Annotated in this window: 12 protein-coding genes; 1 reads left to right on the forward strand and 11 read right to left on the reverse strand. The window is 59.0% G+C overall.

The genetic code is table 11. The features are described from left to right. Positions 1-96: 96 nt before the first annotated feature. The 10 genes from QD357_RS02700 to QD357_RS02745 form a co-directional block, all read right to left on the reverse strand. On the reverse strand, positions 97-426 hold the full coding sequence (locus QD357_RS02700) for an RcnB family protein (RefSeq protein ID WP_107108231.1): 330 nt from the start codon (positions 424-426) through the stop codon (positions 97-99). 230 nt (positions 427-656) lie between these two features. Next, positions 657-2,267, reverse strand: a complete 1,611-nt coding sequence (locus tag QD357_RS02705) for a glycoside hydrolase family 43 protein (protein WP_107108232.1) — start codon at positions 2,265-2,267, stop codon at positions 657-659. 133 nt (positions 2,268-2,400) lie between these two features. Beyond that, complete coding sequence (gene mgrA, locus QD357_RS02710) at positions 2,401-3,432, reverse strand: L-glyceraldehyde 3-phosphate reductase (RefSeq protein WP_107108233.1); 1,032 nt, start codon at positions 3,430-3,432, stop codon at positions 2,401-2,403. 69 nt (positions 3,433-3,501) lie between these two features. Continuing rightward, on the reverse strand, positions 3,502-4,635 hold the full coding sequence (locus QD357_RS02715) for a Gfo/Idh/MocA family protein (protein WP_414124016.1): 1,134 nt from the start codon (positions 4,633-4,635) through the stop codon (positions 3,502-3,504). Between the two features lie 10 nt (positions 4,636-4,645). Continuing rightward, on the reverse strand, positions 4,646-5,407 hold the full coding sequence (locus QD357_RS02720) for a sugar phosphate isomerase/epimerase family protein (RefSeq protein WP_107108235.1): 762 nt from the start codon (positions 5,405-5,407) through the stop codon (positions 4,646-4,648). A gap of 80 nt (positions 5,408-5,487) precedes the next feature. Next, positions 5,488-7,950, reverse strand: coding sequence for a beta-mannosidase (locus tag QD357_RS02725; protein ID WP_107108236.1), 2,463 nt, complete (start codon positions 7,948-7,950; stop codon positions 5,488-5,490). 56 nt (positions 7,951-8,006) lie between these two features. Continuing rightward, positions 8,007-9,098, reverse strand: a complete 1,092-nt coding sequence (locus QD357_RS02730) for an ABC transporter ATP-binding protein (RefSeq protein WP_414124017.1) — start codon at positions 9,096-9,098, stop codon at positions 8,007-8,009. Positions 9,099-9,101: 3 nt separating this feature from the next. After that, positions 9,102-10,043 (reverse strand): carbohydrate ABC transporter permease, encoded by a 942-nt coding sequence (locus tag QD357_RS02735; protein ID WP_414124018.1) that lies wholly within the window; start codon positions 10,041-10,043, stop codon positions 9,102-9,104. Next, complete coding sequence (locus QD357_RS02740; RefSeq protein ID WP_107108239.1) at positions 10,036-10,941, reverse strand: carbohydrate ABC transporter permease; 906 nt, start codon at positions 10,939-10,941, stop codon at positions 10,036-10,038. Before QD357_RS02740 ends, QD357_RS02735 begins: the two co-directional genes overlap by 8 nt. Before the next feature lie 212 nt (positions 10,942-11,153). Then, positions 11,154-12,389: an ABC transporter substrate-binding protein gene (locus QD357_RS02745; RefSeq protein ID WP_414124019.1), complete on the reverse strand. Its 1,236-nt coding sequence runs from the start codon at positions 12,387-12,389 to the stop codon at positions 11,154-11,156. A 448-nt stretch (positions 12,390-12,837) separates the two neighbouring features. Between QD357_RS02745 and QD357_RS02750 the strand changes: the two genes are divergently transcribed. Continuing rightward, positions 12,838-13,869, forward strand: coding sequence for a LacI family transcriptional regulator (locus QD357_RS02750; protein ID WP_107108533.1), 1,032 nt, complete (start codon positions 12,838-12,840; stop codon positions 13,867-13,869). Between the two features lie 83 nt (positions 13,870-13,952). On the opposite strand, the gene gndA is transcribed toward QD357_RS02750, so the two are convergent. Further along, positions 13,953-15,380, reverse strand: coding sequence for an NADP-dependent phosphogluconate dehydrogenase (gndA, locus tag QD357_RS02755; RefSeq protein ID WP_107108241.1), 1,428 nt, complete (start codon positions 15,378-15,380; stop codon positions 13,953-13,955). Between the last annotated feature and the right edge of the window lie 175 nt (positions 15,381-15,555).

Raw genomic sequence — 15,555 nt, forward strand, 5'->3', positions numbered from 1 at the left:
GCCGGGGATTTTTGATTCAAGCCGAAATACGGGGAAAATGCGTCACAAAAAGAGCGGCCCGCCGGGCCGCCTTTTCATTCCGATGTCAGACTGAGTTCAGTGAGCGACCTGCACTTTGGAGATCAAACCGCTGGTGATACCGACAAGCAGGAAGCTGTTGTGGATGCGAACCCAATGATAGCCGCGTGGCGGAGCCGACAGGTGATAACGGCGATAATCGACGCTGGCCGCGCGGCTGCGATCGGAAGCGGATAGCCGACGCCCCTTCACCCAATCGCCCTTGCGGACGACAACTTTCTTCTTGGCGCCATTTTTCTCAACGACGACAGCCTGCTTGTTCTCCGGCGCCGCACTGGCTTCGGACGCCATCGCCAGCGGGGTTGCCAGAACCGAAGCGGCGAGCAGGACGGAGAAGAGCTTTTTCATCGAATGTTTCCTCAATTTATTTTCTTATTATCTGCGGGCAGAGTTATCCTGCAAGAGGTGAAGCGAATCTGAAGAGATTGTTACAATTTTGTAATAGAAATTATGCGTTTGCGAGCATTTGTTAATCGAACAAATACGTAAGTTTAGTGACAGGCGGCAGCTCAAAAACAATCCCGCCCGCCCTTGCGAACAAAGGCAGGCAGGTGAGCGATCGACAAATCGAAAACAGTTCACAGCTCGTCGTAGTTAAACCAATCGAAATCAGCCGTCTTTGCCCGGCCTGACGTATCGAAGGCAAACATGCCGGTGAAGGCGCCCGTAAAGGAACCATGTTCGCCACGGCCGCCCTCGTCGGAAATGACGCCAGCGTCGAGGACCGGGCCGATAGCCAGCCATGCTCCCATGCCCTCGGCCTGCCAGAAAAACTGCAGGTCGTTGTCGTGGACCTCCATGGCAAGCTGGATACGTCCATTCGGAACGGAGACGCCGCCTCCGATCGGGAAGCTCAGCCGACCATTCGGGTAATCGCCGCCGCAGGTCATGATCGTGACGGAACGGCCAAGTTTTTCGTGCAGGGTGACGACAATCGCGTGCAGCTTGAACCGGTTATAGTAGTGCGTCAGGCCAGCGACCTGCTGATAGGTGTCGGGCTGAAACTCGATGACCGTTTCGGCGCGGAAGCTGTGATGCTCCTGCCGGCGGGCAACGAGTGCCTGTTCGAACCAGGAGCCGATGCTTTCTCGCGCAAATAGACGCAGGTGACCGGGCCGTTCCGTCAGGCTGAAGATGCGTTCCGGCTGCGGCGTACGCAACCACTGGAAATCCTTCGGTAGCTCGGCGCCATCGAAATTGTAGCCGCTGCGGCGCGGCTTCTCGATGGGCAGCGCGTGGCGTAGGCCCTGCACCTCGACATCGGGAACCACCGTGCCGTTTTCGAGGTAGAGCCACTCATCTTCCTTCCAGACGCATTTCTGCAGGCTGGTTTCGCGCCCGAGCGTGCAGCGGCGATGCGGCGGTAGCGGCCGGCCCGAGAGATGCGTGTGATAGAACTGGCCATCTGATGTTTCGACATATTGGCCATGCCCTGCCCGCTGCAATGCCGCTTCCGGATGATCCTTCGAGGTGATGAGATGCTTGTTCGGATGCAGCTCGTAGGGTCCATCGATATTGCGCGAACGCGCCATGGTGACGGCATGGTCATAGCCCGTGCCGCCTTCGGCCGTCGTCAGATAGTACCAACCGTTCCGCTTGAAGAGATGCGGTCCCTCGACCAAACCGAGTTCGGTGCCGGCAAAGATATTCTTGATCGGCCCCTTCAGCGATTTCGTCTGCGCATCCCATTCCTGCAGCAGAATACCGTCGAAGGCCGGCGTCTTCGGCGAGCCGCCATAGCTCTCGGTGCGGTGGTTCCACTGCATGTTGACGAACCATTTGCGGCCGTCATCATCATGGAAGAGCGAGGGATCGAAGCCCGATGAGTTGACGTAGGACCGCTCGGACCATTCGCCCTCGATCGTCGGCGACGTCACGATGTAGTTATGCGCATCCTTGAAATTGCCATCGTAGCGTTTGACGTCGGTATAGACCAGCCAGAACAGGCCATCGGCATAGGAAAGGCATGGCGCCCAGATGCCGCAGCTATCCGGCTCGCCGCGCATGTCGAGCTGCGAGGCCCGCTCCAGCGGCCGGCGCACCAGCGTCCAATTCACCAGATCGCGCGAATGATGGATCTGCACGCCCGGATACCATTCGAAGGTCGAGGTGGCGATGTAGTAATCCTCGCCCACGCGGCAGATGGATGGATCGGGGTTGAAGCCCGGCAAAATCGGGTTGCGGATCATGGAACCATCTCCTCCAGAGAACATGCAATATGCGCCGTTCGCACAGCTATGGATACGCCACCGGCAACGGCCTGCCGATCACGACGCAGACAAAGAAAAACGCCCGGAAGCTGGTTCCGGGCGTCCTGAATGCTTATTCGCGCTCGGCCGACTTGGCCCAGAGATTGATGTCAGCCTCGCGGGCGTAGACATCGATCTCTTTGAGCTCTCCTGCGGTAAATTCGAGATTGTCGAGCGCCTTGACGCAATCGACGATCTGCGACGAGCGGCTGGCGCCGATCAGTGCGGAGGTAACGCGGCCGCCGCGCAGAACCCACGCGATCGCCATTTGCGCCAGCGTCTGGCCACGCTTCTCCGCGATCTCGTTGAGCTTGCGGATATTGTCGATGATCGACGGACGGATGAAGTCGCGCTTCAGGAAATGGTTCTGGGCAGCGCGGCTGTCCTCGGGAATGCCGCCCAGATATTTCGTGGTCAACATCCCCTGTGCAAGCGGCGAGAAGACAATCGAGCCGATGCCGAGGTCTTCCAGCACGTCCACAAGGCCGTCATCCTCGACCCAGCGATTGAGCATGGAATAGCTCGGCTGGTGGATCAGGCAGGGCGTGCCGAGATCCTTCAAAATGGCTGCGGCTTCGCGGGTGCGCTGCGAATTGTAGGAGGAGATACCGACATAAAGCGCCCTGCCCGAACGAACGATATGATCGAGCGCACCGCAGGTCTCTTCCAGCGGCGTATCCGGATCGAAGCGATGCGAATAGAAGATATCGACATAGTCGAGACCCATGCGCTTCAGGCTCTGGTCGCAGGAAGCGATCAGGTATTTGCGGCTGCCCCATTCGCCATAGGGACCCGGCCACATGTCGTAGCCGGCCTTGGAGGAAATGATCAGCTCGTCGCGCAGGCCGGCGAAATCGGTGCGCAGAATTTCGCCAAAGGCGGTTTCGGCGCTGCCGGGAGGCGGACCGTAATTGTTGGCGAGGTCGAAATGGGTGATGCCGAGATCGAAAGCGGTGCGGCACATGTCGACCTTGCGATCATGCGGGGTATCACCGCCGAAATTGTGCCAGAGCCCTAGCGAAACCGCCGGCAGCTTCAGACCGGAGCGGCCTGTTCTGTTGTATTTCATGTTCGCATAGCGATCGGATGCCGGTTGCCAAGCCATAGTTCCAATTCCTCTGTGATGAAAAACGCGCGGGCTAATTACCCGCGCGCAAACTAGCTTTTCCCGCGCTCACTTCAAGAGCTCCTGCGCCTCTTCGATGCCAAGTGCGGCCGGCTGCGTGCAGGTCGTGGTCAGATCGATGAAACGGTTCTCCGCACCCGATTTCAGGATCGAGGTCATGACATCGACACCGTGCAGCGTACGGTCGAGCGAGCAGCGGGCATCGCGGCCCTCGATCAGTGCTGCCGCCATGTCGGCAAGGCCTGCCGTGCGGTAGTTGGCTCGTGCGCCGTTCGGGCTCTCCTGATTGATAATGCCGAAAGGATGCGCCCATTCATCGATTGGCTTGATGTCCTTGCTGCGGCCGCTGGCTTCGACCGTGCCGCCGAAGAAGTTTGGATCGGGCACGTAGAGCGAACCTTCGGTGCCGTAGAGTTCCATATTGGCATGGCGATGCGACCAGACATCCCAGCTTGCCGTCAATGTCACCGTTGCGCCGCTGACGAATTCCAGCAGCGCCTGGATCGTCGTCGGCGTCTTCACCGGGATGACCTCGCCGCTGCGCGGCTCGCTGGTGATGGTACGGGTTTCCGACGCCATCGACGTCATGGCGCCGACACGCTTGACCGGGCCGATCAGGTTGATGAGGTTGGCGACGTAATAGGGGCCGAGATCAAGGATCGGACCGCCGCCCGGCAGGAAGAAAAAGTCCGGGTTCGGATGCCACATTTCCATGCCCGGGCTCATGACATAGCAGGCGCCCGAGGTAATACGGCCGATGCCGCCGTCGTCGATGAACTTGCGAGCGAGCTGATGGGCGCCGCCGAGGAAGGTGTCTGKAGCGCAGCCGACGGCAAGCCCCTTTTCCTTGGCGATACGGCGCAGCTCTTCGCCCTGCTCCAGCGTCAGCACCAGCGGCTTTTCGGAGTAGACGTGCTTTCCGGCCTCCAGGATGCGCTTGGAAACCGGGAAATGCGCATCCGGGATCGTCAGGTTGACGATGACGTCGAGCTCGTCATTGGCGAGCAGTTCGTCGATCGTTTGCGCCTTCACCTGATATTCCTCGGCGCGCAGGCGCGCCGCGTCCATGTTGATATCAGCGCAGGCGAGCACTTTCAGGCCCTTGAAGAGCGGAGAAAGCTTGAAATAGGTGGTTGAGATATTGCCGCATCCGATGATGCCGACGCCAAGTTCCTTAGTCATGTGGAATGCCTCAGTAGGTCTTGAAGGATGCGATGGAACGGGTGATCAAGCGATCGATATCGCTCGGATTGTCGTGCTCGAGCACATAGTGCTTTGCCTTGGTGCCGGCGAGCGCCTTAATCAGCTTCGGCCACGGGACAGTGCCGTGACCGAGGTCGGCCCAGCCGTCTTCATCCTTGTTTTCGCCAGCCGGGGCGATGTCCTTGACGTGGACGGAGGAAATGCGCGAGCCGAGCTTTTCGATCCATGCGAAGGGATCTGCGCCGCCGCGGACGACCCAGGCAATATCAGCTTCCCAGGAGATATCCGGAGCGCCTTCGAAGATCTGTTCGATCGGCAGCGAGCCATCGGCCTGTTTGACGAATTCGAAGTCGTGATTGTGCCAACCGAACTCGAAGCCGGCATCCTTGTAGGGCTTGCTCATCTCATGCAGACGCTTGCCGAAAGCGAGCCAGCCGGCAGCATCCTTCGGGCGCTGATCGGCGGCCAAGTGCGGCGCATAGATCGAATCCATGCCGAGGACCTTGGCAACGGTCAGCGATTTCTGCACCTGCCCATCAAGGAAATCCGGGCTGAAATGGCCGCTCGCCATGGCCAGGCCGTTCTTGTCGAGCTCGGCACGCAGGCTCTTCAAACCAGCTTCGTCCAGATCGGAATAGATGCCGCCAAAACCTTCGACTTCCGCATAACCGGCCTTGCCGAGCTTTGCGAGGATATCCGAATAAGGCTGAAAATTGCGGGCGCTATAAAGCTGGAATCCAAGTTTCGTCATCGATATTTCCTCCAATGGCCTCGCGGCCGTCTGTTTTGGGCCTGCGGCCCGTAAGTCGCCACCGAAAGGCGGCTGGTATCTCAGTCCACCGATTGGCTGGACTGCAAATCGTAGAAGCGGAAGTCGGGAACGCTGCCGGCAAGCGGTTTAGCCGGCGTGAAGACGATGCGGCGGCTCTCACCGGCGGCAAGATCGAAGGCGTTGTCGGAGTAACGCCCTTCCGTCTCGCTTTCGATCATCACGAACAGCGCCAATCCCTTCGCCGTCACGGTGAGCTGCAACGTGCCGTCCTCCTCGATCTCCTCCCGTTGCACGGTAAGACCTGCGGGTTGAAGCTCCAAAGCCTTGTAGGTGCCGTGAACATAGTGCCCCTCGCCGCCCATTCCGTTCGATGCGGTGAAATGCCACGCCAACAGGCAATCGGCCGGCACCTGAGATACGTCGATCGACAGCGCGGTGACGGCCGCATCCGGCGTGCAGACCGCATGAGCCTTCGTCAGCGGCACGCGCTCGCCATCGAGCTTGAGCAGCGACACGGCAATGTCGACGGTGACATCGGCATTGGTGTCATTGACGAGCGAGAAGCGGATGGTCTGGTTGTCCTCGGAGGGAATGGCTGCGACCGAAACCGGCTGGAAGAAGCGGCGCACGAGATAATGCATCGCCTTCCAACGCCCGCCGTAATCGAGGCTCGACCAGGAAGCCACCGGCCAAGTGTCATTGAGCTGCCAATAGATGGTGCCCATGCAATGCGGCTTGAGCGACCGCCAATATTCCACCGCCGTCTTGATGGCGAGGCCCTGCTGCACCTGGCTCAGGTAGACGAAATTCGGAAAGTCCTTCGGGAAGCGGAAATAGCGGAACATCGTGCCGGCGATGCGCTCGTTGCCGCCGGCATTCTTCTGGTGCAGTTCCATCACCGGCGACGCGATATTCATATCCTTGGCGGCGGCATAGGTCTTGATGACAGGCAGCGACGTGTAGGACTGGAAACCGAATTCCGAGCAGAAGCGCGGGCGCACGGAACGGTAATTGTCGAAGGACTTGTTCTCGTGCCAGACCGACCAGTAATGCATGTCGCCGGAGCCGTCGGCATGCCAGGCGTCGCCGAAATTGAGATAGCCGGACGCCGGGCTCGACGGCCACCAGATCGCGTCCGGCGCAGCTTTCTTCATCGCCTGCTCGATCGTCCGATTCAGGCGATCGTAGGAAACAAGATAGCGGTCGCGATCCCTGCGGGATTCCTCGAACCAGGTGAGCGCCCCCACGAGCTCATTGTCGCCGCACCAGAGCACGATCGACGGGTGCGTCGCCAGGCGCTTGACCTGATAGCCGACCTCCGCTTCAACATTCCCCAGGAAATCGCCGGTCGAGGGATAAAGATTGCAGGCGAACATGAAGTCCTGCCAGATCATCAGACCCAGGCGGTCGCAGATATCGTAGAACCAGTCATGTTCGTAAAAACCGCCGCCCCAAATGCGGATGATGTTCATGTTGGCTGCAGCGGCCGACTGCAACAGGTCCTCGGTCAAAGCAGGGCTTGAACGTGAAAACAGCGCATCTGCCGGAATCCAGTTGGCGCCGCGGGCGAAGATTTCGCGTCCGTTGACCTTGAGTGCAAAACGGCTGCCCGCTTCATCCTCGTCCGTGATCAGCTCGACGGTGCGCAGACCGATCTGCCGGGTCACCGTCTCGGAATTGGTCTCGACGGAGAGCATGTAAAGAGCCTGTTCGCCGCTGCCAGCCGGCCACCAGAGCTTTGGCTTGTCGATATGGAGGACATGCGTCACCGAGGTCTCGCCGGCATTGACGCCGATGTCGAGCCGCACACGTTCATCGCCGAGCGAGAAATAGACTTGGGCTACGCCGATGCCCCTTGCGAACAGCGCCACAGTCACCATCAGGTCGACCGAGCCGTCGGTATTGTGCACCTGGCGGGTCACTACATTCTCGATGCGGGCAGTCTCGAGCTTCTTCAGCGCAACCGTGCCGTAGAGGCCGAGCGGTGCGACAGCGATATTCCAGTCCCAGCCGAAATGGCATTGCGGCTTGCGCAGCATGTTGCCGTTCGGGATTGGCGAATTGGCGGTGCTGTAGGGAATGTAGAACGGCTGCTTTGCCTGAAGTTCCGCACCCGCCTTGATGCTCGAATGCAGCACGATGCGGACGGTATTCTGGCCCGTCTTCAGTGCCTTGGAGACATCTGGGCGGTAGCGCTGGAAGCAATTGTCGCCTTCGAGGACGAGCGTATCGTTGACATAAACGCTCGCGACCGTGTCCAGATAGTCGATGTCGAGATACCAGTCGCCTTCTGCATCATCGAGCGTAAAGCTACGTTCGACTTGCCAATCTTGCTTTGCGACCCACTGCACCACCTCTTCGTTGCGGCCGAAATAGGGATCCGGAATGACGTCTGCGGCATGAAGGGCGGTATGGACGTCGCCCGGCACGGGCATGGAGATGGAATGATCGCTGTCCGGCGAGGTGAGCCGCCACTGACCAGCCAGATCGACAAAAAAAGTGCCATTAAGTGAAGACGACATCGGACCTCCAGAACCGCTGCATATGGAGGCGACAAAAGCCGCCTCCATTCATGTGATTATATTCTGAGCTCTGTCTCAGCGTCGAAGAGCGAGGCGAGCGACATATCGAAGCCGAGCTTCACACGCGCACCCGCGCTGAAGCGCCGCGCCCCGTTGATACGCACCGACATGGTGTGGCCAGCGTGCTTGAGCCAAAGCAGGTTATCGGCACCCATCGGCTCTTCGATATCGACGGTCGCATTGTGCACCTCCGTATCGGGACCCAGATCCTCGTTCACCTTGATGTGCTCGGGCCGAACCCCGAGAATGACCTTACGGCCCGGCTCCAATGCCTCGCCGGCATCATAGCCAGCGAGCGAGAAAATCACATCATTGGTGGCGAAGGCTATCTTGCCCTCGCGGCTCACCAGCTCGCCATGCAGGAAATTCATCGACGGCGATCCGATGAAGCCGGCAACGAAGAGATTGCGCGGCCTGTTGTAGATCGTTGCCGGATCGTCGAGCTGCTGGATGATGCCGCTCTTCATGATGGCGATGCGGTCGGCAAGCGTCAGCGCCTCGATCTGGTCGTGGGTGACATAGATCATCGTGTTMTTCAGCGACTGGTGCAGACGCTTGATTTCGACGCGCAGTTCCGAACGCAGCTTGGCATCGAGGTTCGACAAGGGCTCATCGAACAGGAACACGTCGACATCGCGCACCAGGGCACGGCCGATCGCTACGCGCTGGCGCTGGCCACCCGAAAGCTCGGCCGGCTTGCGCTTCAAGAGCGGCTGGATCTGCAAGATCTCAGCGGCCCGCGCGATGCGCTTGTCGATCTCCGCCTGCGGCAGCTTGGCGACGCGCAGCCCAAAGGAAAGGTTCTTTTCAACCGTCATCTGCGGATAGAGCGCATAGGATTGGAACACCATGCCGATGCCGCGATCCTTGGGCTCTTCCCAGGTGACGTTCTTGCCCTTGATGAAGATCTTGCCTTCGGTGATGTCCAGCAGGCCGGCGATGCAGTTGAGCAATGTCGACTTGCCACAGCCGGACGAGCCGAGCAGCACGAGGAATTCGCCGTCGTTGATCTCGAGGTTGAGGTTTTTCAGAACCGTGACCGCGCCGAAATCAAGCGACAGGTCTTTGATGGAAACGCTGCTGGTCATGGATCACCCCTTCACGGCGCCGGCGGCAATGCCGCKAACGAAAAGCCGTCCCGACACGAAATAAACGACCAATGGAACAAGACCCGTCAGGATCGTTGCAGCCATGTTGACGTTGTATTCCTTCACACCCTGGACAGAATTGACGATATTGTTGAGCTGCACAGTCATCGGGTAATACTCCGGCCTGGTGAAGACGACGCCGAACAGGAAGTCGTTCCAGATGCCCGTAATCTGCAGGATCATGGCAACGACGAAGATCGGCAGCGACATGGGCAGCATGATCTGCAGGAAAATCTGCCAGAAACCCGCCCCGTCGATACGCGCAGCCTTGAAAAGCTCCACGGGCAGCGATGCGAAATAATTGCGGAACAGCAAGGTCAGGATCGGCATGCCGAAGATGCAGTGCACCAGGATCAGTCCGCTGAGCGTGCCGTAGATCCCGATTTCGCGCAGCACGATGACGATCGGATAGATCATCACCTGATAGGGGATGAACGCGCCGACGATGAGGATCGCGAAGAAGAAATCCGCGCCCTTGAACCGCCAGTTGGCAAGCGCATAACCATTGACTGAAGCGACTGCGATCGAAAAGATCGTGGACGGCACGGTGATGCGTACGGAATTCCAGAACCCGCGGGAAAGACCGTCGCAATTGAGACCGGTGCAAGCCGTTGCCCAGGCTTTCACCCAGGGTTCGAACGTGATCTCCAGCGGCGGTGCGAAGATGTTGCCAAGCCGGATTTCCGGCATGCCCTTCAGGGATGTAACGATCATCACATAAAGCGGCAGCAGATAGTAGGTGGCGGCAACGAAGAGCGTGCCGTAGAGCATGATGTTGCGGCCGGAAATCGCGCGGCGCGGCTTTGCACCCTGCGGTTCCGAGAGCGCCTTGTCAGTCGCAACGGCGCCGCTGTTCGCATTCTTAAGAGTGATTGTATCAGACACGGTTGCGCCCTCCGCCGAATTCCAGATAGGCCCAGGGGATAATGACGATAGCGACGGTCACCAGCATCATGGTGGAGGCTGCAAACCCCTGACCGAGGTTCTGCGCCTGGAACATGTAGTCGTAGACGTATTTCGCCGGGACTTCCGAAGCGATGCCAGGTCCGCCGCTCGTTTGCGCGACGACAAGGTCGTAGACCTTGACGATACCGCTGGCGATGATGACCAGCGTGGTGATGAAGACCGGGCGCATCATCGGAATGACAATGAACAGATAGGTCTTCCACATGGGGATCCCATCGACGCGCGCTGCTTTCCAGATGTCTTCATCGATGCCGCGCAGGCCGGCGAGCATCAAGCACATCACAAGGCCCGTTCCCTGCCAGAGCGCAGCGATCAGCACGCCGTAGATGACGATGCTCGGCGTATAGAGCGGATCGAAGGTGAAGGTGGTCCAACCGAGCGAACGCACCACCGACTGGATGCCGAATTCGGGATTGAGCAGCCACTGCCAGACGAGGCCGGTGACGATGAAGGAGAGGGCGAAGGGATAAAGGAAAATCGTGCGGAAGGTATTTTCGAACCGGATCTTCTGGTCCATCAGCGCAGCCAGCACGAAGCCGATGACGAGACTGAAGATCAACGAAAAGATGCCGTAAACCGCGAGATTTTCAATGGACACGACCCACCGAGGTGCTGCCCACAGGCGGTAGTATTGATCCAGTCCGACGAAGCTGAGACGTGGCAGCAGCTTCGAATTGGTGAAGGAATAAACGACCGTCCAGATCGTGCCGCCCAAAAAGATGACGACAGCCGTAAGGATCATTGGAATGGATGCAATCTTCGAATTCAGATTGCGCAGATATTGATTTGGCCGGCCGGCTTTCGCTTGACCCGTCATTGTGCCTCCTCCTGAAGCGCGACTGCTTCGGTGATCAGGAACTGGTCAATGACCGCAGCTCCTGCCGCTCCCTCCTCATCGGCGGTCGACCGTCACATCCGTGTGGGCCGGCCGCCTATAAGAAGCGCTGTAATTAGCCGGGTAACATGATGCGTCCCGACCGTGATACCGACCCACAAGGGGCCGGTATCACTACAGCGAGAAGATTGGGATCAATCGGCCGCAGAGATGATCTCGACGAAGCGCTTCTGCGCCGCTTCCGGCGTCATCGAAGGACTGGCGAAGAACTCGGAGAACAGATCTTCTTTCTGCTTCTGCGTATCGGCAGAGAGAAGTTGGTCCGTACCCTGGATCACATTGCCCTTCTTCAGAATCTCCAGGCCCTTCTTCATGCAGTCGTTCGCCGCTGCGAGGTCCACATCGCCACGCACGGGCAACGAGCCCTTCTTGAGATTGAAGGCAACCTGGGTCTTCGGATCGAGAAGCGTCTTGGCGAGAGCTTCCTGAGCCTTCGACTTCGCCTCGTCCTTCAGCAGCGGGAAGTAGAATGCGTCACCGCCCGTCGAGATGATTTCGTTGACACCGAGACCCGGAAGGCAGGTGTAGTCCGTGCCGGCCTTTTGCCCTGCGAGGGCAAATTCGCCCTGCGCCCAGTCGCCCATGATCTGGCCGCCGGCCTTGCCGGTGATGACCATGTTCGTCGCCTGGTTCCAATCCTGAACGTTGGAGCCCTTGGACATCTTGCGGGCGTCGTCGGCGGCCTTGAAGACCTTCGCGATTTCCGGACCGGCCGCTACTTTGGCATCCCTGTCGCCGAATACTTTCTGGTAGGTGTCCTTGCCGGCGATCGCGACCATCAGCACGTCGAAGGCACCGGTTGCCTGCCAGGGCTGACCGCCTACAGCGAGCGGAACGATGCCTGCCTTCTCCAGCGCGGGAGCGGCGGCGACAAATTMATCCCAATTCTTCGGAACCGGAACGCCGGCCTTCTTGAAGGCGGCATTCGAAAGCCAGAGCCACTGCCAGGAGTGAATATTGACCGGTGCGCAATAGATCTTGCCGTTGATCGTGCAGGAATCGAGCAGGCTCGACGGACGGATAATGTCCTTCCAATGCTCCTGCGTTGCGACATCGGTCAGATCGCGCATGAGACCGGCCTGCACAAGCTCCTCGGCCTGACGTCCATGGTTGAATTGGGTGGCACCCATCGGGTCGCCGCCGGTGATGCGGCTGACCATGATCGGACGCGCAGTGCTGCCCGAGCCGGCAATCGCACCATCGACCCAGTGATTGCCGGTCGCGTCGAACGCCTTTGCCAATTCGGCCACGGCGGCAGCTTCACCACCGGACGTCCACCAATGCGTTACTTCAAGGTCAGTTGCCTTGGCCGCACCAAGCGGCAACGCGACGGAAGCAGCCAGTGCAACGGCCATCAAACGAATATTCATGAGTTCTCCTCCCTCACTGAAACGTTACCGGAAAAACGTAGTCTAATCATTTTCAACGCGCAACCGCCCGCCCGCAAAATTTTTCAGCAAGCTCAAATATACCACTTAAGATTACATTCCTTCTCCTAAATAAGCCAAAGTGCCCGACTATTCATCTCATCATTTCCGGGTGACGAAGCAATTTAATTTATTGATTATATTTCGTTATTTTCATCATCATTCACCAGCTCCTTTCAATTGCCTTTCGCACTTGCAAAATTTTCGGCAGGACCTGTGGATTCAACTGCCGGGTATACCGGCTCTATCGACGTCAGAAAAAGCGCTCGACTTTTCTACTGTATCGTTACAGATTTTCGAGACGAGGGAGGAGTGACCACATCGCGCATATGCTTGCAGCGCTACGGCAGGCAATATAAGCGGATGGTCGCGGGAGGCAGCATTGCAGGACATGGACAGTAAGAAGATTTCCGGCGGCGGCACGCAATCCGCCCACGAGCGACCGACGCTCAAGACGATCGCCTTCATGACCGGGCTCGGAATAACCACCGTCTCACGCGCCTTGAAAGATGCTCCTGACATCGGCGCCGAGACCAAGGAGCGCGTGCGCATGGTCGCCCGGCAATTGGGGTATCAGCCCAATCGTGCCGGCGTGCGTCTCAGGACCGGGAAGACCAACGTTATCGCCCTGGTACTCAGCATCGACGAAGAAATCATGGGCTTCACCAGTCAGATGGTCTTCGGCATTTCCGAGGTTCTGGCCGGTACGCAATATCATCTTGTCATTACGCCGCACTCGCATAGCAAGGACCCGCTGGTCCCCGTGCGCTATATTCTGGACACCGGCTCGGCCGATGGCGTCATCATCTCACGCACGGAGCCGGACGATCCGCGTGTGGAACTCATGCACGAGCGCGGGATGCCTTTCGCGACACATGGGCGCACGAATATGGGAATTTCCCACCCTTTTCACGACTTCGACAACGAGGCTTTTGCGCGCGAGGCGGTGCGTGCCCTGGTCGCCAAGGGGCGGCGGCGGATCGCGCTTTTGCAGCCGCCGGGCAAACTCACCTATTACCTGCACACCCAGATCGGCTTTCAAACGGGACTGCGCGAATGCAACGCCCAGGAGGTTCCGCTGAGAGCCAGTACCGACACGACGCTTTCCGAAATCAAGGATACGGTCGAGGAACTGATGCGTTCCCCCCATGCGCCTGACGGCTTCGTCTGTTCCAGCAGCGCCGGCGCCATCGCCGTCAATGCCGGCCTCGAAGCGGCAGGTTTCCGTCTCGGCCACGATATCGATATGGTCGCCAAGCAATCGACGGATGTGCTGAGCTGGATACGCCCGGAAATCATCTCGATCCTCGAAGATTTTCGCCAAGCCGGTCGGGAACTGGGTAAGGCGGTCATTGCGCGCATAGACGGCGTCGAGCCCGAGTTGCTGCAAAGTATCAGCCCGCCTGTCTGGCCAAAGAGCTAACGAAGCTGACCTTCACAAGAAAAAGGCCCGCCGAAAATGTCCGGCGGGCCTTTCCTTTAGTCTCTTCAATCCGAAGCGGCGGATCAGCCGTTCGCGCCGCTGCCCCACGGGCCGTGATGGATGTCCTTGCCATCGACGCGGTCAAAACCATGGGCGCCGAAGAAGTCGCGTTGCGCCTGAATGAGGTTCGCAGTGCCGCGAGCTTGGCGGTAGGCGTCGAAATAGGTCAGCGCCGAAGCCAGAGCCGGAACCGGCAGGCCGGAAGCCGTGGCCGCAGAAACAATGCGGCGCAGCGACGGGATCGATTCCTTGACCATGGCGGCGAAGGCCGGCGTCACGATGAGGTTGGCGGCATCCGGCGCCTTGGTGAAGGCGCTGGTGATTTCATCGAGGAACTGCGAACGGATGATGCAGCCCGCGCGCCAGATCTTGGCGATGACCGGCATCGGCAGCGACCAGTTGAACTCCTTCGAGGCTTCCGCCATCACGGCAAAGCCCTGTGCATAGGCACCGATCTTGGCGGCAAAGAGTGCCAGCTCCAGATCCTTCAGCAAATCGGGACCAAAGCCGATCGGGAACTTATAATCCGGCGTGCCGAAAATCTCCTGGGCGGCTTCGCGCTGCCCCTTGATGGCCGACAGGCTACGAGCTGCGACAGCGGCTTCGATAGCGGTTGCCGGGATGCCCATGTTCTGAGCCTCGATGGCAGACCATTTGCCGGTGCCCTTCTGGCCCGCCTTGTCGAGGATGACGTCGGGCATGGCATTGCCGGTCGCCGGGTCCTTGGCGGCCAGAACCTTCTCGGTGATCTCGATCAGGTAGGAGTTCAGCCGGCCCTTGTTCCATTCGCCGAAGATGCCACTGATCTCTGCGGCGCTCTTGCCGAGGCCGTCGCGCAGGATGCCGTAGATCTCGGCGATCATCTGCATGTCGGCATATTCGATGCCGTTATGGATCGTCTTGACGAAATGACCGGCGCCGTCATTGCCCAGCCAGGCGACGCACGGATCGTCCTTGTACTTCGCGGCGATCGAAGTCAGCACCTTCTCGACGCGCTTGTAGGATTCTTCCGTGCCGCCGACCATGATCGACGGACCATGACGCGCGCCTTCCTCACCACCCGAAACACCCATGCCGATGAAGGTCAGGCCGGTATCCTTCAGACGGTCGAAGCGCGAAATCGTATCGCGGAAATTGGCGTTGCCAGCGTCGATCATGATGTCGCCCTTGTCGAGATACGGCTGCAACGCCGCCATCTGCTGGTCGACCGGCTCGCCGGCCTTGATCATGATGATGATCGGCCGCGGCGGACGGATCGCTTCGACGAACTCCTCGATCGTCTTGCAGGGAATGATCTTGTCTTTCAGCGCACCGGCGTTCGCATAGAACTCATCCGTCACCTGCGGCGTGCGGTTGAACACCGCGATTTTATTGCCCTTTTCGGCAATGTTGAGCGCCAGATTCGATCCCATGACAGCGAGACCGATCAGTCCGATTTCTGCCTTTTCCACGACAATCCTCCAATGGGCTGCGTACTGCGCTGCACGGCCTGAACACGGGCAAAGGACGCAATAACACTTTGAAATGACACATAACCCGAAAAAACTGACTCCGATTTTCAGGCTCTGCGTTAGCCGATGTTGTTGCACTCCGGGCGTGAAACGGCAAGCCTTTGCCGGCCTCGAA

This window comes from Rhizobium sp. BR 317 (assembly GCF_047445835.1).
Taxonomy (GTDB): domain Bacteria; phylum Pseudomonadota; class Alphaproteobacteria; order Rhizobiales; family Rhizobiaceae; genus Rhizobium; species Rhizobium paranaense.

Coding starts and splice junctions, on each gene's coding strand:
- QD357_RS02750 (WP_107108533.1), top strand. CDS start 12,838: ATGGACAGTAAGAAGATTTCCGGCGGCGGCACGCAATCCGCCCACGAG.
- QD357_RS02725 (WP_107108236.1), bottom strand. CDS start 7,950: ATGTCGTCTTCACTTAATGGCACTTTTTTTGTCGATCTGGCTGGTCAG.
- QD357_RS02720 (WP_107108235.1), bottom strand. CDS start 5,407: ATGACGAAACTTGGATTCCAGCTTTATAGCGCCCGCAATTTTCAGCCT.
- QD357_RS02705 (WP_107108232.1), bottom strand. CDS start 2,267: ATGATCCGCAACCCGATTTTGCCGGGCTTCAACCCCGATCCATCCATC.
- QD357_RS02700 (WP_107108231.1), bottom strand. CDS start 426: ATGAAAAAGCTCTTCTCCGTCCTGCTCGCCGCTTCGGTTCTGGCAACC.
- QD357_RS02740 (WP_107108239.1), bottom strand. CDS start 10,941: ATGACGGGTCAAGCGAAAGCCGGCCGGCCAAATCAATATCTGCGCAAT.
- mgrA (WP_107108233.1), bottom strand. CDS start 3,432: ATGGCTTGGCAACCGGCATCCGATCGCTATGCGAACATGAAATACAAC.